Source organism: Escherichia sp. E2562 (genome assembly GCF_005781075.1).
In the GTDB taxonomy this organism is placed as follows: domain Bacteria; phylum Pseudomonadota; class Gammaproteobacteria; order Enterobacterales; family Enterobacteriaceae; genus Escherichia.
Window position 1 is genome coordinate 47,011 of the sequence record NZ_VATM01000006.1, and the last position, 23,577, is coordinate 70,587.

At 47.7% G+C, this 23,577-nt stretch carries 24 protein-coding genes and 3 tRNA genes; 13 read left to right on the top strand and 14 right to left on the bottom strand.

Going from position 1 to position 23,577, the window contains the following annotated elements:
* Positions 1-133: 133 nt before the first annotated feature.
* A complete protein-coding gene (gene yeeO, locus FEK43_RS11745; RefSeq protein ID WP_286364556.1) occupies positions 134-1,591 on the top strand; it encodes a toxic metabolite efflux MATE transporter YeeO in 1,458 nt (485 codons plus the stop codon).
* A 130-nt stretch (positions 1,592-1,721) separates the two neighbouring features.
* Positions 1,722-1,797: transfer RNA gene (locus FEK43_RS11750), tRNA-Asn, on the top strand.
* Positions 1,798-1,891: 94 nt separating this feature from the next.
* Here FEK43_RS11750 and amn read toward each other — a convergent pair.
* The 3 genes from amn to FEK43_RS11765 all read right to left on the bottom strand — a co-directional run bounded on the left by amn (position 1,892) and on the right by FEK43_RS11765 (position 5,161).
* Positions 1,892-3,346: an AMP nucleosidase gene (gene amn, locus FEK43_RS11755; protein WP_135407118.1), complete on the bottom strand. Its 1,455-nt coding sequence runs from the start codon at positions 3,344-3,346 to the stop codon at positions 1,892-1,894.
* Between the two features lie 101 nt (positions 3,347-3,447).
* A complete protein-coding gene (shiA, locus tag FEK43_RS11760; protein ID WP_130259959.1) occupies positions 3,448-4,764 on the bottom strand; it encodes a shikimate transporter in 1,317 nt (438 codons plus the stop codon).
* A gap of 307 nt (positions 4,765-5,071) precedes the next feature.
* Positions 5,072-5,161: transfer RNA gene (locus FEK43_RS11765), tRNA-Ser, on the bottom strand.
* A 93-nt stretch (positions 5,162-5,254) separates the two neighbouring features.
* On the opposite strand from FEK43_RS11765, the gene mtfA reads away from it, so the two are divergent.
* Positions 5,255-6,052, top strand: coding sequence for a DgsA anti-repressor MtfA (gene mtfA / locus FEK43_RS11770; RefSeq protein WP_130259958.1), 798 nt, complete (start codon positions 5,255-5,257; stop codon positions 6,050-6,052).
* Between the two features lie 100 nt (positions 6,053-6,152).
* Positions 6,153-6,228 (top strand) — tRNA-Asn (locus FEK43_RS11775).
* Positions 6,229-6,311: 83 nt separating this feature from the next.
* Here FEK43_RS11775 and FEK43_RS11780 read toward each other — a convergent pair.
* The gene (locus tag FEK43_RS11780; protein WP_135407270.1) at positions 6,312-7,376 is read right to left on the bottom strand and encodes a glycosyltransferase family 9 protein; all 1,065 of its coding nucleotides are present in this window, start codon (positions 7,374-7,376) and stop codon (positions 6,312-6,314) included.
* Between the two features lie 291 nt (positions 7,377-7,667).
* The gene (hchA, locus tag FEK43_RS11785; RefSeq protein ID WP_131161099.1) at positions 7,668-8,519 is read right to left on the bottom strand and encodes a glyoxalase III HchA; all 852 of its coding nucleotides are present in this window, start codon (positions 8,517-8,519) and stop codon (positions 7,668-7,670) included.
* A gap of 691 nt (positions 8,520-9,210) precedes the next feature.
* Between hchA and FEK43_RS11790 the strand changes: the two genes are divergently transcribed.
* Positions 9,211-9,615, top strand: a complete 405-nt coding sequence (locus FEK43_RS11790) for a universal stress protein (protein WP_130208625.1) — start codon at positions 9,211-9,213, stop codon at positions 9,613-9,615.
* Between the two features lie 89 nt (positions 9,616-9,704).
* On the opposite strand, the gene ompC is transcribed toward FEK43_RS11790, so the two are convergent.
* A complete protein-coding gene (ompC, locus tag FEK43_RS11795; RefSeq protein WP_130208623.1) occupies positions 9,705-10,886 on the bottom strand; it encodes a porin OmpC in 1,182 nt (393 codons plus the stop codon).
* Between the two features lie 648 nt (positions 10,887-11,534).
* Here ompC and drpB point away from each other — a divergent pair.
* The 4 genes from drpB to vsr are packed head-to-tail and all read left to right on the top strand — an operon-like array spanning position 11,535 to position 14,487.
* Positions 11,535-11,816: a cell division protein DrpB gene (drpB, locus tag FEK43_RS11800; RefSeq protein ID WP_246769576.1), complete on the top strand. Its 282-nt coding sequence runs from the start codon at positions 11,535-11,537 to the stop codon at positions 11,814-11,816.
* 39 nt (positions 11,817-11,855) lie between these two features.
* A complete protein-coding gene (locus FEK43_RS11805; RefSeq protein WP_135407115.1) occupies positions 11,856-12,575 on the top strand; it encodes a phosphohydrolase in 720 nt (239 codons plus the stop codon).
* Between the two features lie 42 nt (positions 12,576-12,617).
* Entirely contained in the window at positions 12,618-14,036 is a 1,419-nt protein-coding gene (dcm, locus tag FEK43_RS11810; protein WP_135407114.1) for a DNA-cytosine methyltransferase, read from the top strand.
* Positions 14,017-14,487: a VSPR family DNA mismatch endonuclease gene (vsr, locus tag FEK43_RS11815; RefSeq protein ID WP_130259948.1), complete on the top strand. Its 471-nt coding sequence runs from the start codon at positions 14,017-14,019 to the stop codon at positions 14,485-14,487. The genes dcm and vsr overlap by 20 nt, the downstream gene beginning before the upstream one ends.
* Here vsr and yedA read toward each other — a convergent pair.
* Positions 14,476-15,396, bottom strand: coding sequence for a drug/metabolite exporter YedA (gene yedA, locus FEK43_RS11820; RefSeq protein ID WP_135407112.1), 921 nt, complete (start codon positions 15,394-15,396; stop codon positions 14,476-14,478). The genes vsr and yedA overlap by 12 nt on opposite strands.
* Before the next feature lie 171 nt (positions 15,397-15,567).
* On the opposite strand from yedA, the gene FEK43_RS11825 reads away from it, so the two are divergent.
* The 3 genes from FEK43_RS11825 to dgcQ all read left to right on the top strand — a co-directional run bounded on the left by FEK43_RS11825 (position 15,568) and on the right by dgcQ (position 18,756).
* Positions 15,568-16,485 (top strand): DUF808 domain-containing protein, encoded by a 918-nt coding sequence (locus FEK43_RS11825; RefSeq protein WP_130216453.1) that lies wholly within the window; start codon positions 15,568-15,570, stop codon positions 16,483-16,485.
* Between the two features lie 78 nt (positions 16,486-16,563).
* Complete coding sequence (locus tag FEK43_RS11830) at positions 16,564-16,746, top strand: DUF2158 domain-containing protein (RefSeq protein WP_130208609.1); 183 nt, start codon at positions 16,564-16,566, stop codon at positions 16,744-16,746.
* Between the two features lie 315 nt (positions 16,747-17,061).
* Positions 17,062-18,756 (top strand): cellulose biosynthesis regulator diguanylate cyclase DgcQ, encoded by a 1,695-nt coding sequence (gene dgcQ / locus FEK43_RS11835; RefSeq protein WP_130208607.1) that lies wholly within the window; start codon positions 17,062-17,064, stop codon positions 18,754-18,756.
* Here dgcQ and FEK43_RS11840 read toward each other — a convergent pair.
* Positions 18,753-19,568, bottom strand: coding sequence for a mannosyl-3-phosphoglycerate phosphatase-related protein (locus tag FEK43_RS11840; protein WP_135407110.1), 816 nt, complete (start codon positions 19,566-19,568; stop codon positions 18,753-18,755). The genes dgcQ and FEK43_RS11840 overlap by 4 nt on opposite strands.
* A 296-nt stretch (positions 19,569-19,864) precedes the next feature.
* Complete coding sequence (gene yodD, locus FEK43_RS11845) at positions 19,865-20,092, bottom strand: peroxide/acid resistance protein YodD (protein ID WP_000844800.1); 228 nt, start codon at positions 20,090-20,092, stop codon at positions 19,865-19,867.
* Between the two features lie 163 nt (positions 20,093-20,255).
* Between yodD and dsrB the strand changes: the two genes are divergently transcribed.
* Positions 20,256-20,444: a protein DsrB gene (dsrB, locus tag FEK43_RS11850; protein ID WP_000867217.1), complete on the top strand. Its 189-nt coding sequence runs from the start codon at positions 20,256-20,258 to the stop codon at positions 20,442-20,444.
* A gap of 43 nt (positions 20,445-20,487) precedes the next feature.
* On the opposite strand, the gene rcsA is transcribed toward dsrB, so the two are convergent.
* From rcsA to fliO, 5 genes are all read right to left on the bottom strand, one after another.
* The gene (gene rcsA / locus FEK43_RS11855) at positions 20,488-21,111 is read right to left on the bottom strand and encodes a transcriptional regulator RcsA (RefSeq protein ID WP_130208603.1); all 624 of its coding nucleotides are present in this window, start codon (positions 21,109-21,111) and stop codon (positions 20,488-20,490) included.
* A gap of 289 nt (positions 21,112-21,400) precedes the next feature.
* Entirely contained in the window at positions 21,401-22,186 is a 786-nt protein-coding gene (gene fliR / locus FEK43_RS11860; protein ID WP_135407108.1) for a flagellar biosynthetic protein FliR, read from the bottom strand.
* Between the two features lie 8 nt (positions 22,187-22,194).
* The gene (fliQ, locus tag FEK43_RS11865; protein ID WP_000187358.1) at positions 22,195-22,464 is read right to left on the bottom strand and encodes a flagellar biosynthesis protein FliQ; all 270 of its coding nucleotides are present in this window, start codon (positions 22,462-22,464) and stop codon (positions 22,195-22,197) included.
* A 9-nt stretch (positions 22,465-22,473) separates the two neighbouring features.
* A complete protein-coding gene (fliP, locus tag FEK43_RS11870) occupies positions 22,474-23,211 on the bottom strand; it encodes a flagellar type III secretion system pore protein FliP (protein ID WP_130208599.1) in 738 nt (245 codons plus the stop codon).
* Positions 23,211-23,576, bottom strand: a complete 366-nt coding sequence (gene fliO / locus FEK43_RS11875; protein WP_135407268.1) for a flagellar biosynthetic protein FliO — start codon at positions 23,574-23,576, stop codon at positions 23,211-23,213. Before fliO ends, fliP begins: the two co-directional genes overlap by 1 nt.
* Between the last annotated feature and the right edge of the window lies 1 nt (position 23,577).

The following is a 23,577-nucleotide window of genomic DNA, read 5'->3' on the forward strand; positions in this document are numbered from 1 at the left end:
GAAAAATCTTTTGTCAAACCTGATTTTTAAATTTCTCAACCGTTTGCCGTTTCTATCAACAGTTTGTTGCATTTGCAGACAATTTGCTGGCGAAAATCTTTGCAGCTTTGCTGATTCTCCCTCATTATTTGAAATGTGGTTTCACTTTCTGCAATTAAGGTCAGTTTTGAATATCTCCTCAGCTTTACGCCAGTTTGTTCACGGCACTCGCTGGCACGCAAAACGTAAGAGCTACAAGGTGTTGTTCTGGCGTGAGATAACCCCGCTTGCTGTTCCTATCTTTATGGAGAATGCCTGTGTCCTGTTGATGGGCGTACTGAGCACGTTTCTGGTCAGTTGGCTGGGAAAAGATGCGATGGCAGGCGTTGGATTGGCGGACAGTTTTAATATGGTCATTATGGCTTTTTTTGCAGCTATCGACCTTGGTACTACAGTCGTTGTGGCATTTAGTCTCGGTAAGCGTGATCGACGGCGAGCGAGGGTAGCGACACGGCAGTCATTAGTGATCATGACATTGTTTGCCGTACTGTTGGCAGCGCTTATTCATCATTTTGGTGAGCAAATTATCGATTTTGTTGCAGGTGAGGCCACACCGGAGGTAAAAGCACTGGCGCTGACTTATCTGGAGCTGACAGTCATCAGTTATCCTGCGGCGGCAATTACCTTGATTGGCAGCGGAGCACTTCGCGGCGCAGGGAATACGAAAATACCGCTTCTTATAAATGGTAGTTTGAATATCCTTAATATCATCATTAGCGGCATATTGATTTACGGTCTTTTCTCCTGGCAGGGGTTAGGGTTTGTCGGGGCAGGACTGGGATTAACTATTTCCCGTTATATTGGCGCAGTCGCCATTTTGTGGGTTCTGGCGATTGGTTTTAATCCTGCGCTACGGATCTCGTTAAAAAGCTATTTTAAGCTATTGAATTTCAGCATTATCTGGGAAGTCATGGGGATTGGTATTCCTGCAAGTGTGGAATCCGTATTATTTACCAGTGGCCGGTTATTAACACAAATGTTCGTTGCCGGGATGGGGACGAGTGTTATTGCCGGGAATTTTATCGCTTTTTCGATTGCAGCTCTTATCAATTTACCAGGAAGTGCACTTGGATCTGCTTCTACAATCATTACGGGTCGAAGGTTGGGGGTAGGGCAGATAGCACAAGCAGAAATTCAATTGAGGCATGTTTTCTGGCTGTCCACTATTGGATTAACGGCAATAGCCTGGTTAACCGCCCCCTTTGCCGGGATTATGGCGTCGTTTTATACCCAGGATCCGCAGGTTAAACATGTCGTTGTGATTCTGATTTGGTTGAATGCTTTATTTATGCCGATTTGGTCCGCCTCCTGGGTACTACCTGCTGGTTTTAAAGGTGCTCGAGATGCTCGCTACGCCATGTGGGTTTCTATGCTGAGCATGTGGGGATGCCGGGTGATAGTCGGTTATGTGCTGGGAATCATGCTTGGCTGGGGTGTGGTTGGCGTCTGGATGGGGATGTTTGCCGACTGGGCCGTGCGGGCGGTGCTGTTTTACTGGCGAATGGTGACAGGGCGATGGCTATGGAAATACCCTCGTCCTGAGCATAAATAGTATGAAAAAAAGCCAGATGTGTCGGAATAAACGACAAAGCGCAGATTATTTCAGCAAACGAATTCAAAATTAAAAAACAGGCTTTGACATTGTGGATGGGCATCGTTAATATTCGCCCCGTTCTCGCGATTCCTCTGTAGTTCAGTCGGTAGAACGGCGGACTGTTAATCCGTATGTCACTGGTTCGAGTCCAGTCAGAGGAGCCAAATTTCTGAAAAGCCCGCTTTTATAGCGGGCTTTTTACTTTGTTACTTAATCAAATCCTTCACATCTTTTCCTGACGCAAAGGATCTGAACTCATTATCGGAACGGTGGTTCATTAAAGGTCCGCAGTTTACGCGAATGCAGTCGGTCGCCTTCTGCGCGCAGCAAGTCTATCGCCCGAATGCCAATTTGCAGGTGCTCGGAAATAGCGCCTTCATAAAAACGGTTAGCCTGACCGGGAAGTTTAATCTCACCATGCAACGGTTTATCTGAAACACACAGTAGCGTCCCGTATGGTACGCGGAAACGATATCCTTGTGCTGCAATGGTGGCACTTTCCATATCAATTGCCACGGCCCGACTTAAATTAAAACGCAGTGCAGAAGCTGAGTAGCGTAGCTCCCAGTTCCTGTCATCAGTGGTTACTACAGTTCCAGTGCGTAGCCGCTGTTTAACTTCCTCACCCGGCCTGCCGCTGACGAGTTTGGTGGCGTCATAAAGTGCACGTTGTACTTCAGCAATGCTCGGAATAGGAATATCGGGAGGCAGAACCGCATCAAGCACGTGGTCATCGCGTAAATAAGCATGCGCAAGTACGTAATCTCCAATAGCCTGGCTTTCACGTAATCCTCCGCAGTGACCAATCATCAACCAGACATCCGGGCGCAGCACCGCCAGATGATCGCAGATAGTTTTGGCATTTGACGGCCCCACGCCAATATTAACCAGAGTAATACCCTGACCATCGGTAGTGATTAAATGCCATGCGGGCATCTGGTGTTTTTTCCATGCGAGGTCGGAAATTGCTTCTTCCGGTGCTTCGGTTTCAGCGGTGATCCAGTTCCCGCCAGCACAAGAAAGGGCAATGTAGGGGCTATGAGGATCAAGGATCTGGCTGCACCCCCAACGAACGAATTCATCCACATAACGTGTGTAGTTGGTAAACAAGACGAACGGCTGAAAATGTTCGACTGGCGTACCCGTATAATGGCGTAACCGTGCTAGGGAAAAATCTACCCGGCGTGCATCAAAATGCGATAGCGGGGAGAATTCCGTTGGATGATAAATGCCGTCTGCCGTTTCATCGCCAATTTGTGCCAGTTCGGTTGTCGGGAAATAACGAGTTAATCCGGCGCTCATTGAGCGATCAAGCGTCAGCTCTGAGCCGTCGATGACATAGGGATAAGGAATTTCATGCTCTGACGGTTGCACGGAAATATGTGCACCATAATCCTGGTACAGCAGAGTTAATTGTTCATTAAGATATGAACGAAAGAGAGCAGGGCGGGTGATGGTGGTCGTGTAGCTGCCAGCGTGAGTAAAACGACCAAACGCGCGTGTTTTGGGAGGGTTTGTTGCGCTACCGTCCCAGGTCACGGTCAGCGATGGATAGACAAAAAGACCGTGTTTTCGGGCGTTTTCATCAGGCAGTTCGCCACTTTTAATATATCTGCCAATGGCGTTGCGTAAAGCGACTACAGATTTTTCATACAGCGCGTCAAGTTTATCCAGTGCCTGAGCTGGGGTCAGACCGGAGCCCTTATTATTCATACGTCTCTCCTGTTCCATACAATTACCGCATTTCCGATAGTATGTCACAGGAATGTGAAACAAAAGTGTAAGGCGAAGATCGGACGATCTTCGCCAGGCTATCAAGCGTGTTGATTGTCTTTCATTAACAACGCAGTTATTGCGGAAATCAGGCAGCCTGCCAGCAAATAAATGGCGACGCTATGCCAGTCTCCTGCAAAATAAGTAATCAGAGCAGCAGCAATAAAAGGTGTAAATCCACCGCCTACCACGCTGGCAACCTGATATCCGACGCCAGCGCCGCTGTAGCGATAACTGGCACCAAACATCTCGGTGAACATCGGCTGTTGCACGCAAACCACCATGTCATGCGCAATGTTCGCCAGCATAATGGAGAAGAAAACGATCCAGAAAATGGACTGTGCCTCAAGCGCTATAAAAAAAGGAAATGCGCTTAACGTTCCGATTATTGCGCCGCTGATATAAACCCTACGGCGACCAAAACGATCGGCAAGCCAGGCAAAACAGGGAATTGTCAGGCAGCTTAATCCACCCACCAGCAAACCAATATTGAGGAATAATTCGCGCGGCAGCCCCATATTCTGGGTCGAATAGTTAAGTGCAAAGGCGGTAACGATATACATCGTCAGCAACTCGCACAGTCGCAGTGCAATAATCTTAAGGAAAGCACCGGGATGTCGTAACAGAGCTTCGATAACCGGGATGCGTTTTTGCACCGCCGCTTGATTATGCTGCTGTTGTTCAAATTCAGCGGACTCCTCCATGCCATTGCGCACCCACAATGCACCCAGCACCAGTACGATGCTAAACAGGAAAGGAATGCGCCAACCCCAGCTCAAAAATTGCTCGTCAGTTGTCGTCATACTGATCAATGAAACCAGTCCGGTTGAAAGGAGTAGACCTACTCCGTAACCAACCTGCACGCCGCTACTGTAAAAGGCTTTTTTGTTTTTTGGCGCGCTCTCAACGGACAGCAACGCAGCGCCTCCCCATTCTCCGCCAACAGCAAATCCCTGAATAGCTCGCAGCATCACAAGCAAAATTGGAGCCCACCAGCCAATAGTTGAAAACGAAGGGAGAATGCCGATCAATGCTGTGGCGATGCCCATCATCCAGACGGTAAGCATCAACATGCGTTTACGCCCCAGTCGGTCGCCGAAATGGCCGAAAATGACACCACCGAGCGGACGAAAAAGGAAACCGACACCAAAGGTAGCAAATGCAGCGAGCGTTCCCATTGCCGGGCTTACCTGCGGGAAAAACTCGCGATTAAACACCAATGCGGCAGTAATGCCATAGAGTAAAAAATCATACCAGTCGACGACGGCACCCGCGAAACTGCCTAACGCAGCGCGTCGGGCGCGACTTAACGAAAGCGTTCCTTCATCGGGACGCGTGGAGATGAGCGTGGAGTCCATAGTGATCCTGTTTGTACTGTCTTTTTATAATTAGTATGGAAAAGGTAACTCACATTGCCGTCGATCTATAAACGAACCTTATGAGACTACCGCGACAGAAAGCATCTGCAAATGTTTTTATGCCAGGAACTGAGGATGAAGGGCCGGGAGGGGCAGTTACATATTACAACCGCGTTGAACAGAAAAATGTGAATGCTAAAGCCGCAACGCACGCTCGGCTGATGCTATTTTTCTCTGATGGATTTTTTTGAATTTTCCTAATGGGATTTGTGTCACTGACACCAGGCGAGCTAATTGCTTGAATGATTGGCGGAGAGAGGGGGATTTGAACCCCCGGTAGAGTTGCCCCTACTCCGGTTTTCGAGACCGGTCCGTTCAGCCGCTCCGGCATCTCTCCGTTCAGATGGTTGCCATGATGCCAGGAAATTTGGCATTTTAACAGTCCCTGTCCGTGCAATTTTGTTCAAGTGACGAGTTTGCGAGCAAAACGATGATTAAGTGGCCCTGGAAAGTACAAGAAACAGATCATGAAGATACGCTGCCATGGAAGGAAGCTCTGGCGATACCTCTTTTGACATGTCTGACAGAGCAGGAGCAAAGCAAACTAGTCACTCTTGCCGAACGTTTTTTGCAGCAAAAAAGACTGGTCCCGCTGCAAGGATTTGAACTTGATGCATTGAAAAGTAGTCGCATCGCCTTACTTTTCTGCTTGCCTGTTCTGGAGCTTGGACTGGAATGGTTGGATGGTTTTCATGAAGTGCTAATTTACCCTGCGCCATTTGTGGTAGACGATGAATGGGAAGACGATATAGGGTTGGTGCATAATCAACGTATCGTTCAATCAGGACAAAGCTGGCAGCAAGGCCCAATCGTGCTGAACTGGCTCGATATACAAGATTCTTTCGATGCCTCGGGCTTTAATCTGATTATCCACGAAGTTGCACATAAGCTGGATACACGAAATGGCGATCGCGCCAGTGGGGTTCCCTTCATTTCTTTGCGTGAAGTCGCTGGATGGGAACACGATCTTCATGCGGCGATGGATAACATTCAGGAAGAAATTGAGTTAGTGGGCGAAAATGCCTCCAGCATCGATGCTTATGCTGCCAGTGACCCTGCAGAATGTTTTGCCGTACTTTCCGAATACTTTTTTAGTGCACCGGAACTTTTTGCGCCACGCTTCCCCTCGCTGTGGCAACGTTTCTGCCAATTTTATAAGCAGGATCCATTACAACGGCTACGAAATGCCAATGGGCGAGACACCAATTCAGTACCAAATGTTCATTAAATATAAATTTTGTTGCTTAATTAACCGATTGAAATGACTTACGAATTTTAGTGTTGACACTCGCTGCGCTGCTAAGTAATATTCGCCTCGTTCTCACGATTCCTCTGTAGTTCAGTCGGTAGAACGGCGGACTGTTAATCCGTATGTCACTGGTTCGAGTCCAGTCAGAGGAGCCAAATTCAAAAAAGCCTGCTTTCGAGCGGGCTTTTTGCTTTTCTGCAAACGTACTTTAGTGTTTGAATTTTTGTTAGAGCTTTCATTACGCTGTGACTGAAATTTTCGCGATAATCCTTTTCAGCGCATTGCTGAATTCATCCAAATTTAGATGATCAATAGCCTTTCCTACCACAATCGTCTCTGAAATGCCGGCCATGGCAGGCCAGCGAGTCTTATAATCAGCATACACGGCGATGACAGGAACATTATAAGCACTTGCCATGTGTAAAATAGATGTGTCTGGCGTTATTGCAAGGAAGGCATCTCTTATGATTGCTGCAGACCGCATTATTGAAGGTGATAACGACAAATGATAAACGTTATCAAAAAGCCGGGTTAGTTCCAGGGCTGTTTCCGAACCTTTCGGACCATGAACAATGACAATTGGCATGTCTGATTGTGTTTTAATCATCTCAATGATTCTTTGTGCCATTGCTAATGAAAATGTTCTCTCTTGCACGCTACCTTCTAAATTAAGAGCAATATATGAACCTAATGAATGCATTTCACAACGTACTTCTTTTAGCACTATTTCGCTGAGGGGCAATTCAAATATGGGCGGGGGCGCCGGAAATCCTACTTCTCGCATCATGAAGGCCCATGTCAGCGGTACTGGGGCGCGTAGTGACTGATCCATTTTCGACGCTGACTTACATATCGGTGAATAACATTTCATTGTTAAACCCACAACCTGTAAATTTGTATTGGCTCGTAAATGGCTAATAAATATCATCGTCTTCAGGTTTTTCTTGCGCATTGCTTCAATACAAAGATCAGGAGTTCCATATTGTTCATTGATGTTTTTTGCTAATTTTTTTATTTCTTTAATACTGGCATGATCCTGCATTGTCATACTGATCAATGTTAATTTTGTTTGTTCCAGATGAAGTGCATCAAAAACAGATCTATTAATTGTTGATGTGACAATTAATAAGTGTTTTATTTTATGCATTTCAAACGATCGGATTATTGGGTAAATAGCCATTGCATCCCCAATTTGATCGGGAATGTGAATAACTACGAATTCACTTTTAGCAATATCAGTATTTTTGCAGCGATAATCATAACACGCAAATGCAATACGTCTGAAAAATGATACAAATGACATTTCCAACCTCGCTTCCATTCTGGTTAAAACGTGGTGAAGTTTAACAGAAATGATTGATTTCTAAAATCGATAAATAATAACGTGGAATATACTATATATTTATTGTTTATGTGTTAATCATTTTCGAGAATTATCATTTTGTTTAAAAACAGCTTGTGTCGCATTCTTCAGTCTGGGGTGCATAAAGTGAAGGGAAGCGTTAAAACGTCAGTAATTGGAGGTGGTCGTTTTCATGTTTGTTAAGTGGGGGAGAGTTACCCCCACTTTTATTCCACAGTAAGTGTCAGCCGATTAACCTACGTATGCGGCCAGCATCTCCTGTGCTGCCAGTTTGCCTAACGCATTTGCTGCGAAAGGACTGTCACCGGTTAAAAGTTTACGATCTTTGTGTACCCGGCCGGTAATATCATCATTGACGATGTTCATGCCCATTTTCTTCAGTTCTTCACCAAAGTACCAGGTCAGATGACCCGGCATGTAGCCAATCTCTGGTGTTTGTTTGTCTGCAGCGTCAGGGAATGCGCAAATTGAATAACCATTTAATGGGTTATCGCCGTGGCGAAGCGCCAGAAAGGCTGCCGGACCGTGGCAAAGGGAGATAACAAAACGGTCATTTTCGATTGCCCACCGCAGAGCGGCAGCCACGTCTTTGCTTTCTGGTAAACCAATGAGTGCACCGTGACCGCCAGGAACAAAGATTGCTGCGTACTCGCTGTCTGCGTTGAGGCTGGCGACAACATCTGCCAATTTTTTCGGATTGCGGAACAGAGATTTGTGCTGCTCAAAGAATGGCATCACTTTTTCATCTTTACGCGGCATAGCCCAATATTCAAATTTTGTCATCAGGCCAGAAAGCGTCGCAACCTCGAACTCGAAACCAGCAGCATGCAGATGATATAACGGCAGCAACGTTTCAATCGGATGGTTTCCTGTTGAGAAGAGCTTACCATTATCAGTTGGCAAATAGCGTTCATCGGCGGCGATTACCAGAATTTTTTGCTTTCCGCTATACGATTTTGGATAGTCTACCCCATCAAGATCAGAAATCGGGCTGGTATATTGGCCTAACGAATATTCTGACGGGAAGAAAGCATTATCTTCAGCCATATCGATTTGCGGATTCTTACTTTGTTGAACAGTCATAGTGTATTCCTTGTTGTTACTTATGTAGGTTAGTCACTATATTCGCGACTGAGCTGGTTGCTATTTTTAACCAAGTGGTAAATTGGAGTCAATATATCGAAAGCGGTATGCAAGGGGGGAATGTGCGATGATTATGCTGCACTTGTGTCGAATATTAATCATGCCGATTTCTCCTTATTGCGTAAAGTGGTCGTAATTGGTGTTAATTTATTTTAGTCTATTTTTCAGAAATCAGGATATTGATTCACGGTAGCACAATTTTTAATTGTGGTGATTTTTTGTGCTCACGTGAAGTTTAGAGCGGCGCCAGATGTGCCTACAATAGGAGGATTCGCCTGAGGCCTGCTTAAAACAGGTAAATGCTGAAGCGAAGAATCTCGCCGGGCCATGCTATGAGAGTGTAAGTTAAGAAAATGAGATTATTAGCAAAAAAATAATCGTAAAACTGTCTGGCACGAGAGATTATCGCGAAAGAATGATGATCCAGATTAAGGTTTAACTGATGACAGATATGATTAATTACTTGTCATCAGATGTACTCTTTGCACAATTTGTCAGAGGGAATGGCCTGGAGACTAAAGTGGGGCAGCAACGATAACTTTTCCAAAAAAACGACTTAAATATAGTATTAGAAATATGCACTAATAATTCAAGTGCAGTTGATTATATTGAATTTTTTCAGGGAATACCTATGTACCGAAATATTGTTATTCCGGTGAATGTTTTTTCTCGGGATGATAGAGAGCAAGCGTTTTTGCACGCGCAATTTTTCGCCAATGTTTCTTCTGGACATGTTCACTTACTTGGCTTTATACCGGAATATTTAAGAGTTCTCGAGCGTGGGTATATTTCTGATATGCATCGTTTTAAAGAAGGTCTACGTGGGCAGGCTGTGTGCCGTTTAGCTCATATAGCAGAACAACTGGTTTTGCCTGAAGGATTTATTCATACATATGTTCATTTCGGCACTCTTCCGGAAGGGATAAAGGAACTTGCTGAACAACAACTGGCTGATGTTATTGTGCTGGGAGCTACGCAGGAATTAGGGTTTATCGACATGCTACGGCAGTTTAGCGTGCCGCTGTTGGTGATTTGATGTGGGATATAAAAAAGCCTGAGTTCGATGAGGGACGAACTCAGGCCGATATTATGTTTTACAGTTACGTGCCGCGGCGCGTTGGCTGATTAGAACTGGTAGACTAAGCCCACAGCAACGATATCGTCGGTCGCGATGCCGTTTTCTTTGTAGAAGTCGTCGCCGTTGTCCAGCAGGTTGATTTTATAATCAACATAGGTGGACATGTTTTTGTTGAAATAGTAGGTCATACCGATATCAACATATTTAACCAGGTCTTTGTTGGTGTAATGATGATTACCTTGGCTGTCAAAGTTATCACTATTTACACCGCCTAAATCCTTACCTTTTGATTGCAGGTAAGCGATGGACGGACGCAGACCGAAGTCGAACTGATACTGAGCAACAACTTCGAAGTTTTGGGTTTTGTTAGCGATAGCATCAGCATCACCGTAACCAGTCATGTTACGGGTTTCAGCATACATGGCTGCTAAGTAAACGTTATTAGCGTCGTATTTTGCACCAACGGTCCATGCTTCTGCTGTTTGACCGCCAGCAGTTGCATCGAAGCGATCCCCGTAACGAGTATCATGCAAACCTTTGTGAACCTGGTTATCGGTACGGTCAGAGTTAGAATATGCAGCACCCAGACTTAAACCGAAGTCGAAGTCATAGGAAGTTGACATACCGAAACCATCACCATTTTCTTTGGTAATGCTACGTCCCTTACCAGAACCTTCCTGACCGAATGGTCCACTGCTTTCATTATTACTCTGATATTGCAGAGCAAAGTTCAGGCCATCAACCTGACCAAAGAAACCATTGTTACGGTAGGTTGCAACACCATTAGCACGACCGTTCATGAAGTTGTCGGCACCAGCGTAGGTATCGCCACCAAATTCTGGCAGCATATCGGTCCATGCTTCAACGTCATATACGACACCGTAGTTACGACCATAGTCGAAAGTACCGTTCTGACCGAAACCTAAGCCTGCAAATGCCAGACGAGTTGCGGTATTGCCCTTGTCGCTCTCAGCGCCATTTGCGCCAATGTTAAACTCCCACTGACCATAGCCAGTGAACTGGTCAACGATCTGGGTTTCACCTTTGAAACCGATACGGGCATATGACATGTCGCCATCACTGCCTGAGTCATCAGAGAAGTAGTGCAGACCTGCTACTTTTCCGTATAAATCCAGTTTATTACCATCTTTATTATAGACTTCAGCCGCATTTGCTGCGCCAGCAACTAATAACGCCGGGACCAGCATTGCCAGAACTTTTCTTTTCATTATGTATTCCCTTGTGATTATAATCTTCATGAATATATCAATAAGTGCCGTTATCCAAAAAAAAGCACATTTGGATACTATTCTATGAAGTTCATTTTATTTTAAAGATTACATGTAACAAATGTATTTAAAAGATTTCAAAATATTTCTATTCTATTTAATATAATTCATAATTATGAATTTCAGACATAAGTATTCATCATATTTATATTTGTATATCAATTGGTTATTGTTCTTTTGGAAGGATGGATTACATCAATGATTGTTGAACTAAAGACTGAGTGTGATCTACTGCACATTAATGAACGCATAAAAAAAGCCGGCATCATGCCGGCCCAAAAAATATAAACAAGACGATAAAAGGCTAATAACGTAGTCATCATGACACAGAAAACAAAAAAGGTATAATTGTATTCAATGCCAATATATTCAAAATATGAATTAATCAATTATGCCCAAACAAAAAACAAATGCCTTCCGACTTGTTTTTTCTGCACATAATGTCAGTGGTTAAGATTCATATATTTGTTCAAAAAATGAGTGAGACTTGACTGGCTCGACCGATGTGGAAAAATGTGACTTTTATCACATAACAGTATAAGTCTGATTTTTCCGGGTTATCTCAAAATGGAGTATGGTTCGACAGCAATGGAAGAAAGACTCTCTCGTAGCCCTGGCGGCAAACTGGCTTTATGGGCTTTCTATACCTGGTGTGGTTATTTTGTCTGGGTAATGGCGCGTTACATCTGGGTAATGAGCCGCATCCCCGATGCCCCCGTGTCTGGATTTGAAAGTGATTTAGGTTCAACTGCGGGGAAGTGGCTAGGTGCGTTAGTGGGGTTTTTGTTTATGGCCATGGTCGGTGCGTTGTTAGGCGGCATTGCCTGGTACACGCGACCTCGCCCCGTACGTAGCAGACGCTATGAGTAAAAACTGCTAAGGTTGCGGCTCTTTGGCCGCGGAGCGCATATGGACTTACAACACTGGCAGGCACAATTCGAGAACTGGTTGAAGAGCCATCATCAGTATCAGGACGCGGCCCATGACTGGTGTCATTTTCGCCGCGTCTGGGCGACGGCACAAAAACTGGCGGTAGATGAAGACGTGGACATGCTGGTGATTTTAACCGCCTGTTATTTTCACGATATCGTGAGTCTGGCGAAAAATCATCCGCAACGGCAGCAATCTTCAATGCTGGCAGCAGAAGAGACGCGTCGCCTGCTATGTGAAGAGTTTGCGCAATTTCCAGCGGAGAAAATAGAGCCCGTTTGTCATGCCATTGCCGCACACAGTTTCAGTGCGCAAATTACGCCCTTAACGGCGGAAGCTAAAATCGTGCAGGATGCGGACCGGCTGGAAGCCTTAGGCGCGATTGGCCTGGCGCGTGTGTTTGCGGTTTCAGGCGCGTTAGGTGTGGTGCTGTTTGATGGCGAAGATCCGTTCGCGCAGCATCGCCCGCTCGATGATAAACGTTACGCGCTGGACCACTTCCAGACCAAGCTGCTAAAACTACCTCAAACGATGCAAACCACAAAAGGTAAACAACTGGCGCAACACAACGCCCGTTTTCTGGTGGAGTTTATGGCCAAACTTAGTGCTGAACTGGCGGGGGAGAATGAAGGTATCGATCACAACGTGATTGATGCGTTTTCGCCAGCTGACTGCGCGCGTGGCCCTAAACCGATGTAATTATGTTAACCTGTCGGCCATCTCATATGGCCGGTTAAATCTATGCAGGAAAATATTTCAGTAACCGATTCATACAGCACCGGGAATGCCGCACAGGCAATGCTGGAGAAACTGCTGCAAATTTATGATGTTAAAACGCTGGTGGCGCAACTTAATGGTGTGGGTGAGAACCACTGGAGCGCGGCGATTTTAAAACGTGCGCTGGCGAATGATTCGGTATGGCACCGTTTAAGTGAAAATGAGTTCGCCCACCTGCAAACGTTGCTACCCAAACCGCCAGCACATCATCCGCATTATGCGTTTCGCTTTATCGATCTCTTTGCCGGGATTGGTGGTATCCGTCGCGGTTTTGAGTCAATTGGCGGTCAGTGCGTATTTACCAGTGAATGGAATAAACATGCGGTGCGCACCTATAAAGCCAACCATTATTGCGACCCGGCGACTCATCATTTTAATGAAGATATCCGCGACATTACCCTGAGCCATAAAGAGGGCGTAAGTGATGACGCGGCGGCGGAACATATCCGTCAGCACATTCCTGAACACGATGTTTTACTGGCCGGTTTTCCTTGCCAGCCGTTTTCACTGGCTGGCGTATCGAAAAAGAACTCGCTTGGGCGGGCGCACGGTTTTGCCTGCGATACCCAGGGGACGTTGTTCTTTGATGTGGTGCGCATCATCGACGCTCGTCGTCCGGCGATTTTTGTGCTCGAAAACGTTAAGAACCTGAAAAGCCACGACCAGGGTAAAACGTTCCGCATCATCATGCAGACGCTGGACGAACTGGGCTATGACGTTGCCGACGCAGAAGATAACGGCCCGGACGATCCGAAAATCATCGATGGCAAACATTTTCTACCGCAGCACCGCGAGCGCATCGTGCTGGTGGGCTTCCGTCGCGATCTTAATCTGAAAGAAGATTTCACCCTGCGTGATATTAGCGATTGTTTCCCGGTGCAGCGAGTGACGCTGGCGCAGTTGCTGGACCCGATGGTCGAAGCGAAATATATCCTGACGCCGGTGCTATGGAAGTATCTCTATCGCTATGCGAAAAAGCATCAGGCGCGCGGTAACGGCTTCGGTTATGGGATGGTTTATCCGAACAATCCGCAAAGTGTCACGCGCACGCTTTCAGCCCGTTATTATAAAGACGGCGCGGAAATCTTAATCGATCGCGGCTGGGATATGGCGACAGGTGAGAAAGACTTTGACGATCCGCAGAATCAGCAACATCGCCCACGCAGATTAACGCCTCGCGAATGCGCGCGCCTGATGGGTTTTGAAGCGCCGGGAGAAGCAAAATTCCGTATACCGGTTTCTGATACGCAAGCCTATCGTCAGTTCGGTAATTCGGTGGTAGTACCGGTTTTTGCCGCGGTGGCAAAACTGCTCGAGCCAAAAATCAGACAAGCGGTGGCGTTGCGTCAGCGAGAAACACAACATGGCCGACGTTCACGATAAGGCCACGCGCAGCAAAAATATGCGCGCGATTGCCACGCGCGATACGGCAATCGAGAAACGTCTCGCCAGCCTGTTAACTGAGCAGGGGCTGGCGTTTCGTGTTCAGGAAGCCAGTCTTCCCGGACGTCCGGATTTTGTCCTTGATGAATTTCGCTGTGTGATATTTGCCCACGGTTGCTTCTGGCACCATCACCATTGCTATCTGTTTAACGTCCCCGCCACGCGAACAGATTTTTGGCTTGAGAAGATAGGTAAAAATGTCGAGCGCGATCGGCGCGATATCAGTCGTTTGCAGGAACTCGGCTGGCGTGTGTTGATTGTCTGGGAATGTGCGTTACGCGGGCGGGAGAAATTAACGGACGCGGCACTTACCGAGCGTCTGGAAGAGTGGATCTGCGGCGAGGGCGCCAGCGCGCAGATCGACACTCTGGGGATTCATTTACTCGCTTGATGCATCCTGAATGACGGGAGCGACAACGGGTTTAGCCAGAAAGAGATATTTCCCCAACGTGACCAGTACCACGGCGAAAACAATCACTCCTAGCGCCAGCCATTCAATCTTCGACAGCGTTTCGCCGCCCAGACCCGTACCCAGCAATACCGCGACCACGGGATTAACATAGGCGTAGCTGGTGGCCAGAGCCGGACTGACATTGCGGATTAAATACATATAAGCGTTGATGGCGATAATCGAGCCAAACAGCGTCAGATAGCCGACTGCAAGGAAACCAGAAAGCGAAGGGACTGCTGTCAGTTTTTCACCCGCAATCATCGACGCAATCATTAACACTACGCCTGCTGCCAGCATCTCAATGGCGCCTGCCATCATCCCTACCGGCAAGGTAATGCGCGAGCCATAAACCGACCCAAACGCCCAGCTAATTGAGCCGATTAAAATCAGCATTGCACCCCACGGGTTACCGCTTAAATTACCGCCACTGTTGAGCATGATGATCCCGGCAAGCCCAATGGCGATACCCACCCATTCCAGTTTGCGCGTTTTAATGCCAAACAGGCGGCTGAAGCAAAGAGTAAAGAGTGGCACAGTTGCTACCACCACGGCGGCAATGCCGGAAGGGACGTTTTGATGTTCGGCAACCGTCACCATACCGTTACCGACAGCCAGCAGTAACAGGCCAATAAGCGCGGCGTTGAGCAGGGGACGTAGCGGCGGCAATTTGTGCCCACGCAGCAGTAAAAATGCCATCAATAAAAGACCTGCTGCCAAAAATCGCACCCCCGCCATCATTAACGGTGGCCAGCTTTCAACGCCAATCCGAATGACAAAATAGGTCGAGCCCCAAATGATATACAACGCAAACAGCGCGCCAAAAAGCGGTAACAACTGGCGGAAACGCATAATCCCTCACGGTGGAAATAAAAAGGTGGTTCATAGTAAACGTGAAAATCATTCTGCTGGCGAGAGATATAATTGTGCTTGATTGTTAAAAAAATGTTGACCTGTGAAGCACAGTATCAGGCAAGCCGATTTTGCTTCATACTTAGCGCGTCAACGAAAAAATGAGAGGGAATGCTTTTGGCCGGGAGTAGTTTATTGACGTTGCTCGATGATATCGCCACTTTGCTGGACGATATCTCCGTGATGGGCAAGCTGGCGGCGAAGAAAACCGCCGGCGTATTAGGGGATGACTTGTCGCTCAACGCGCAACAAGTTTCAGGCGTGCGTGCCAACCGGGAACTTCCTGTGGTCTGGGGCGTGGCGAAGGGATCGCTAATCAATAAAGTGATTCTGGTGCCGCTGGCGCTGATCATCAGTGCATTTATCCCGTGGGCAATTACGCCACTGTTGATGATTGGTGGTGCGTTTCTCTGCTTTGAAGGGGTAGAGAAAGTGCTACATATGCTGGAGGCGCGTAAACACAAAGAGGATCCGGCGCAGAGTCAGCAGCGTCTGGAAAAACTGGCGGAGCAAGACCCGCTCAAGTTTGAAAAGGACAAAATAAAAGGGGCCATTCGCACCGATTTTATTTTGTCTGCGGAAATTGTCGCCATAACGCTGGGTATTGTGGCGGAAGCGCCGCTGATTAATCAGGTGCTGGTGCTCTCAGGGATAGCTCTGGTGGTAACGATAGGCGTGTATGGCCTGGTGGGGATTATCGTTAAGATTGATGACCTGGGCTACTGGCTGGCAGAAAAGTCCAGTACGTTGATGCAGGCGTTGGGTAAGGGGCTGTTGATTATCGCGCCCTGGCTGATGAAAGCATTATCGGTTGTCGGCACGCTGGCGATGTTCCTGGTTGGTGGCGGCATTGTGGTGCATGGCATCGCGCCGCTGCATCATGCCATTGAACATTTTGCCGGACAGCAGAACGCGCTGGTGGCGATGATATTACCGACTGTTTTAAATCTGATTCTTGGATTTATCATCGGTGGCATCGTGGTGCTGGGAGTGAAAGTGGTAGCGAAAATGCGCGGCCAGGCACATTAAAATTCACATTGGCTGTTATGCAAAATTCGCCATCCTCGACTAAGGTGAACAAGTTTCACTCGAAAAAAGGAGGCGAGTATGAGCTTTATGGTTAGTGAGGAAGTCACGGTAAAAGAGGGCGGCCCGCGGATGATTGTCACCGGGTATTCCAGCGGTATGGTTGAGTGCCGGTGGTATGACGGTTATGGGGTCAAGCGGGAAGCTTTTCATGAAACCGAGCTTGTTCCGGGGGAGGGGAGTTGTTCGTCGGAAGAAGTTTGAAAATGTGCAATTAACACCAGGCCGGATGTGGCGTTCACGCCGCATCCGGCAGTTGTGCCAGCGTCTGTATGGAGTGCCTGATGCGACGCTGTCGCGTCTTATCATGCCTGGGTTATACAAATAATCGATATCTGGCGATAGAATCAAAAGTAGGCCGGATAAGGCGTTCACGCCGCATCCGGCAGTCCTGCCAGCGTCAATATCGAAGGCCTGATGCCTCGTATCATGCCAACATTATAAAATTATCGTTGTTTGGCGGTACGCTATCGCCAGGTTATGCCAGAATCATTAAAAAGCAGGTTGGGAGTCGTCAGGGTGCAGCACGAGACAAAAATGGAAAACCAGAGCTGGCTAAAAAAACTCGCGCGCCGCCTGGGGCCAGGTCATGTCGTTAATCTGTGTTTTATCGTGGTGTTGATCTTCTCCACTTTGCTCACCTGGCGTGAAGTCGTGGTGCTGGAAGACGCCTATATCTCCAGTCAGCGTAATCATCTGGAAAACGTTGCCAACGCGCTCGATAAGCAATTGCAATATAACGTCGATAAACTGATTTTTTTGCGTAATGGAATGCGTGAAGCCCTTGTTGCGCCGCTGGATTTCACCTCTATGCGTAACGCTGTTGTCGAGTTTGAACAACATCGCGACGAGCACGCCTGGCAAATCGAACTCAACAGACGACGCACTCTGTCAGTAAACGGTGTCTCGGATGCGTTAGTGAGCGAGGGAAATCAGCTTTCTCGCGAAAATGAATTACTCGACAATGAAATTACTGCCGCACTGGAAGTCGGCTACTTACTACGACTGGCGCACAACTCTACTTCGATGGTTGAACAGGCAATGTATGTCTCGCGCGCCGGATTCTACGTTTCGACGCAGCCGACGTTGTTTACCCGAAATATCCCTACGCGTTACTACGAATTTGTCACGCAACCCTGGTTTATCGGCCAATCAGAACGAGAAAATCGTCAACGTGGCGTACGATGGTTTACCTCTCAGCATGACCATAACAATGTTACTGAACCGCAGGTCACCGTAAGCGTACCGGTCGACAGTAATAATTACTGGTATGGCGTGTTGGGAATGAGTATCCCTGTGCGCTCGATGCAGCAATTTCTAAAAAACGCTATTGATAAAAAACTGGATGGCGAATACCAGCTCTACGACAGCAAACTAAAATTATTGACTTCATCTAACCCGGAACACTCGGCGGAGGACCTTTTTGATCCTCGAGAGCTGGCATCTCTGGCGCAGGCTATGGAACACGATACGCGCGGTGGTATTAGGATGAACAGTCGCTATGTTAGCTGGGAGCGACTGGACCATTTTGACGGCGCATTAGTGCGCATTCATACGCTTAGTGAAGGTGTGCGTGGTGATTTCGGCAGCATCAGCATTGCGTTAACCCTTCTGTGGGCGCTCTTTACGACGATGTTACTTATCTCCTGGTATGTGATTCGCCAGATGGTCAGCAATATGTATGTCCTGCAAAGCTCGTTGCAGTGGCAGGCGTGGCATGACACCTTAACGCGCTTGTATAACCGTGGCGCATTGTTCGAAAAAGCGCGTCCGCTTGCCGAATTGTGTCAGATACACAAACATCCGTTTTCTGTCATACAGGTCGACCTTGACCATTTTAAAGCGATTAATGACCGCTTTGGTCATCAGGCAGGCGATCGTGTGCTGTCGCATGCTGCCGGATTAATCAGTCGTTCATTGCGTTCACAGGACGTTGCAGGCCGCGTGGGCGGCGAGGAGTTTTGTGTGATTCTGCCTGGCGCTAACCTGGCGCAGGCAACGGAAGTGGCCGAACGTATTCGCCTGAAGCTGAATGAAAAAGAGATGTTGATCGCCAAGAGCACGACCCTACGCATCAGTGCTTCGCTGGGGGTGAGTAGCAGCGAGGAAACCGGCGATTATGATTTTGAGCAATTACAGTCTCTGGCCGACCGGCGGTTGTATCTCGCAAAACAAGCGGGGCGCAATCAGGTCTGCGCGAGTGATAGCCTTTAACTGGCCGTGAAAAAGTGATCCAGCCCTTCGCGCCATCCTTCCGGTCCTTCTCGCTGTGTCCGCCAGACACGGGCCGGATCCTCATTTTGCAAATGCACGCCTTCCCGGTTTAGCCCTTTTACGATCACCGCATAATCCATCACTTCCAGTAATGGTGCGTCATTTGGGCCGTCGCCTAAGCCAAGCGTGGTCGGACGTTTTCCACGCGATTGCTGATATGCCGCAATGATCCAGTTGGCTGCCTGATCTTTCCCGGCTGAGACATCCAGCACATGCCAGAAACGCGCACCTTGCACAAACTGCAAGCCCAGTTCATTCAGGCGAGCGGTAAATTGTGCCATCCGCTCGTCACTGTCGCGCCAGATAAGCGTGACCGAAGCCTCATGCAACTGCGTCAGTGCGGCCTGGCTGCGGCTTAAGCCAGTCCATTCAGCGATGGTTGTATCATCGACGTCATCAAAGGTGGTGAATTTGAAGTGTTCTTTCTCACGCAGCGTATTTAATACCTGGCTGATCTCACTATGAGCAATACCCGAGATGATGCGCGGAAAATCGTCCAAATCCTGCCATTGTTGATCCAGTTGGATCACCGCGCCGTTCTCTGCAATGAGTGACAACCCTTGCAGACCTAACATCTTTTGCAGGTACAGCATTTCAGCCGAGGTTTTACTACTACACAGGATCACGGGGATCTCCGCTTCCCGCAGGCGGATTAACCAGGAGGCGGCAGGTTGCCAGTCATAGCTATGACTGTCCAACAGGGTGCCATCAAGATCGGTGAAAATCAGCAGCGGTTGATGAATTGAAAGCATGATCGCGCAGTACTCCCTTTGCCGGATATTTCTTAAAACAGCACGAATTATAAAAAATCGTTTTTTGGGAGCGATCACGTGAACGCCAGAGCCTCCAAGGGGTGACGCGGATCACACTTCCATTCATTAGTGACGTTAATCATTCATATCAAGAATATTTTCTTGTCAGCCTAAAAAATTGCGGATAAGGTGATGAACGCATCAGATTTCCTGGTGTAACGAATTTTTTAAGTGCTTCTTGCTTAAGCAAGTTTGATCCCGACCCCAACAAGGGTCGGGATTTTTTTATCACGCATTTAGCGATTCACTTCAGAGACGCTAAAGTCATGAATATCAAGTTCAAAGGCATCGGCTAATTCACGCCATGTATGATATTCACGGCCATCGACGCTAACGTGTTCCGAATCGTTCTGGCTGCGATGAACTTCGCTTTCGCTAATTTCATTGATCGCCGCCAGCAGGGCATCGACATCGACGCTGACCTCACGTTTTGCGGTATCGCTGTACTCTTTTGCGGTTTTCATCATCTTTCCTCGCAACCGTTGCTTATATGTTGCTGCCGACACGTCAAGTCAGCCAGGCATTTCTTAAGTATAGACCGTTGAGAAAATCAGCACTCGCACGCGCCCGGCGCTGTCAGAAAAACGAAATTGTTCTAAACTGGCACAAAGCCACAGGAGGAAAACGATGAAGGTGAATGATCGGGTAACAGTCAAAACGGATGGCGGTCCGCGTCGTCCTGGCGTGGTACTGGCAGTTGAGGAGTTTAGTGAAGGCACAATGTACCTGGTTTCGCTGGAAGACTACCCGCTCGGCATCTGGTTCTTTAATGAAGCAGGGCATCAGGATGGTATCTTTGTGGAGAAAGCCGAGTAATTTCTGCCAGCCTGACTGGTGGTATCCCACCAGTCAGTATGCCTTAGCGCATGTTAACAAAAATACCATTTGTCACATTATCCGTCAGTCGGACGACATGGTAGATAACCTGTTTATTATGCGTTTTGATCTTACGTTTAATATTGCCTTTATGCGATGAAACGGTCTTGGCTTTAATATTCATTTGGTCGGATATTTGAATCGTTCCCTGGCCAGCCATCCACATTCGCAACATACTTGATTCGGTCCGGCTTAATGATAACGTTGGCATATTTAAAATGCTGGCCATCGTTGTCTCTTTTTTCAGAATATCGCCAAGGATATCATCAAGAGATTCCGGCTTAATCGATTTTGAACTGATCAATAAATTTTTTCTGACCAATAGATATTCATCAAAATGAACATTGGCAATTGCCATAAAAACGATAAATAACGTATTGGGATGTTGATTAATGATGTGCTTGATACGTTGACTGTTAGAAGCATCGTGGATAAAACAGTCCTCATTAATAAACACCACTGAAGGGTGCTGTGAATCACAAGCGATGGCAAGGTCATCAACGGTTTCAATGTCGTTGATTTCTCTTTTTTTCACCCCTCTACTCAACAGATACCCGGTCAAACCCAGCCGGGTGTAACTACATAAATCCATAATAATCGTTGACATGGCATACCCTCACTCAATGCGTAACGATAATTCCCCTTACCTGAATATTTCATCATGACTAAACGGAACGACATGGGTCACCTAATGCGCCACTCTCGCGAATTTTCAGGCGGACTTACTATCCCGTAAAGCGTTGTATAATTTGCCTGGAATTGTCTTAAAGTAAAGTAAATGTTGCGATATGTGAGTGAGGTTAAAACAAATATTTCGCCACAGGAGTATCCTGGAAGATGTTCGCTGGTATTATTTTTCGGATAATCCTTAGGATAACAAGATAAACATTAGGGAATCATATTACAGGTAATTCGCTGATAATATCTGCCAGCAAATTAAAAATTTCACTAAATAAATGTTCGCAAAAAGGAGCAATTAACGGCATTAATGCCGCCATTAATGAGATGCCGACAGTCAACGTTAATGGAAAACCAATAACAAAGATTGATAATTGCGGGGCCATACGATTCAGTAAACCTAATGCGAGATTCAGCGTCAGCAACAGGGTAATGAGCGGTAACGCCAGCATCAACCCGTTAAGAAAAATCAAACTCCCTGCCCTGGTGAGTGCCAGGAATGCATTGCTGTTCAGCGGTTCGCCACCAATGGGTAGAGTGTGAAATGTATCGACCAGCAACGAAATCAGCCATAAATGACCGTTAAATGTCAGGAACAACAGTAGCGCCAGCATATCCATAATGCGCGCTAAGACGGGCATATTGAGATGACTGCCAGGATCGACAAACGTCGCAAATGACAGCCCCATTTGCAGACCGATAATTTCGCCAGCGGTGCGCACAGCGGCGAAGGCAAATTGCATGGTAAAGCCGAGAGCAATGCCAATCAGGATTTGCTGCACCGCCAGCCATAGGGCATAGAACGAAAAAACGGCAACATCGTTGGCGGGTATTGCCGGAGCAATGGCGAACGTGATCATCATTGCGAGGCCCAGTTTTACCCGTTTTGGCACGCTGCGTTCGCTCAAAATGGGCGCGGTGGAGATCAGCGCCAGCACGCGCAGTAATGGCCAGAAATACAGGCTTAACCAGGAAAGCCATTGATCGCTTGTTACCTGCAACATTGCATCGATTACCCGATGATATACGGTAGGTTAGTGAATAAGGTACGAACGTAATCCAGCAACAGGTTGAGCATCCACGGTCCGGCAATAATAATGGCGATAAATACGGCGATGATTTTCGGAATGAACGACAGCGTCATTTCGTTAATCTGCGTGGCGGCCTGCAAAATGCTGATGATAAGACCGGTGACCAGCGCCACCAGCAACAGCGGGGCAGCCAGTGCCAGCGCGACTTTCATCGCTTCTGTCCCCATCATCATGACCGATTCGGGTGTCATTTGGCCTCTCTAGCTGTAAAAGCTTTGTGCCAGCGAGCCGACCAGCAATTGCCAGCCATCCACCAGTACAAACAACATCAGTTTAAACGGCAGGGCAATGGTCGCGGGGGGAACCATCATCATCCCCAATGCCATCAACACACTTGCAATAACCAGGTCGATAATCAAAAACGGAATGAAAATCGTGAAGCCTATCTGGAAGGCGGTTTTCAACTCGCTGGTCACGTAGGCCGGGAGCAAAATGCGCATCGGTACTGCTTCAGGTCCCTGCAACGGGCCGGTATTCGCCAGCCTGGCAAACAACCCTAAATCCGCCTCGCGGGTCTGGCGCAGCATAAACTCACGCAGTGGCTGCGCCCCTTTTTCCAGTGCCTCCTGCATTGAAATTTTCTCTTCGCTGAATGGCTGGTACGCATCGACATAAATTTTGTCGATTACCGGAGACATAATAAAAAAGGTCAAAAACAGCGCCAGCCCCAGCAAAACCTGGTTGGGCGGCGCGGAGGGCGTTCCCAGTGCGTTACGCAATAAACCAAAAACAATGATGATGCGGGTGAAGCTGGTCATCATCAGTAAAATTGCCGGAATAAAAGTCAGCGAGGTGATGAACACCAGCGTCTGCACCGGGAGTGACCAGCTTTGTCCACCGCCAGGCAGCGGCTGGCTGGTGATGCCAGGCAGTTGAGCAAAGGCGAGGGGAGTAAGCAGCCAGAGAAGGGCCGGTGCGACAGACAAGAGGCGACGCATCAGGCTCTCCCGCCACGCTTAAGCAAATTTTTCATGACCGACTGAAAATCGGCTTGAGGTAACTCTTCCGTTGGCGCAGAAGGGGGAAGTTTATGCAGCAGATTGATTTGCCCGGTAGTAACACCGAGCACCAGTCGCGCATCTTCCACATCGACCACCACAACCCGTTCACGCGCCCCCAACGAGGCACTAGCGCTGACTTTCAGCCCGTTCGTGCCATTACGTTTGGGAGCAAATCCCAGCCTTTTTACCAGCCAGGCCGCAGCGAGGATCAGGACAATAATGGCAATTAGCGCTCCGCTCACCTGAAGGAGCGGAGCAGCAGAAACCGGCGCGGAAGGTTGTACAGTAGCGTGGTTATTCATC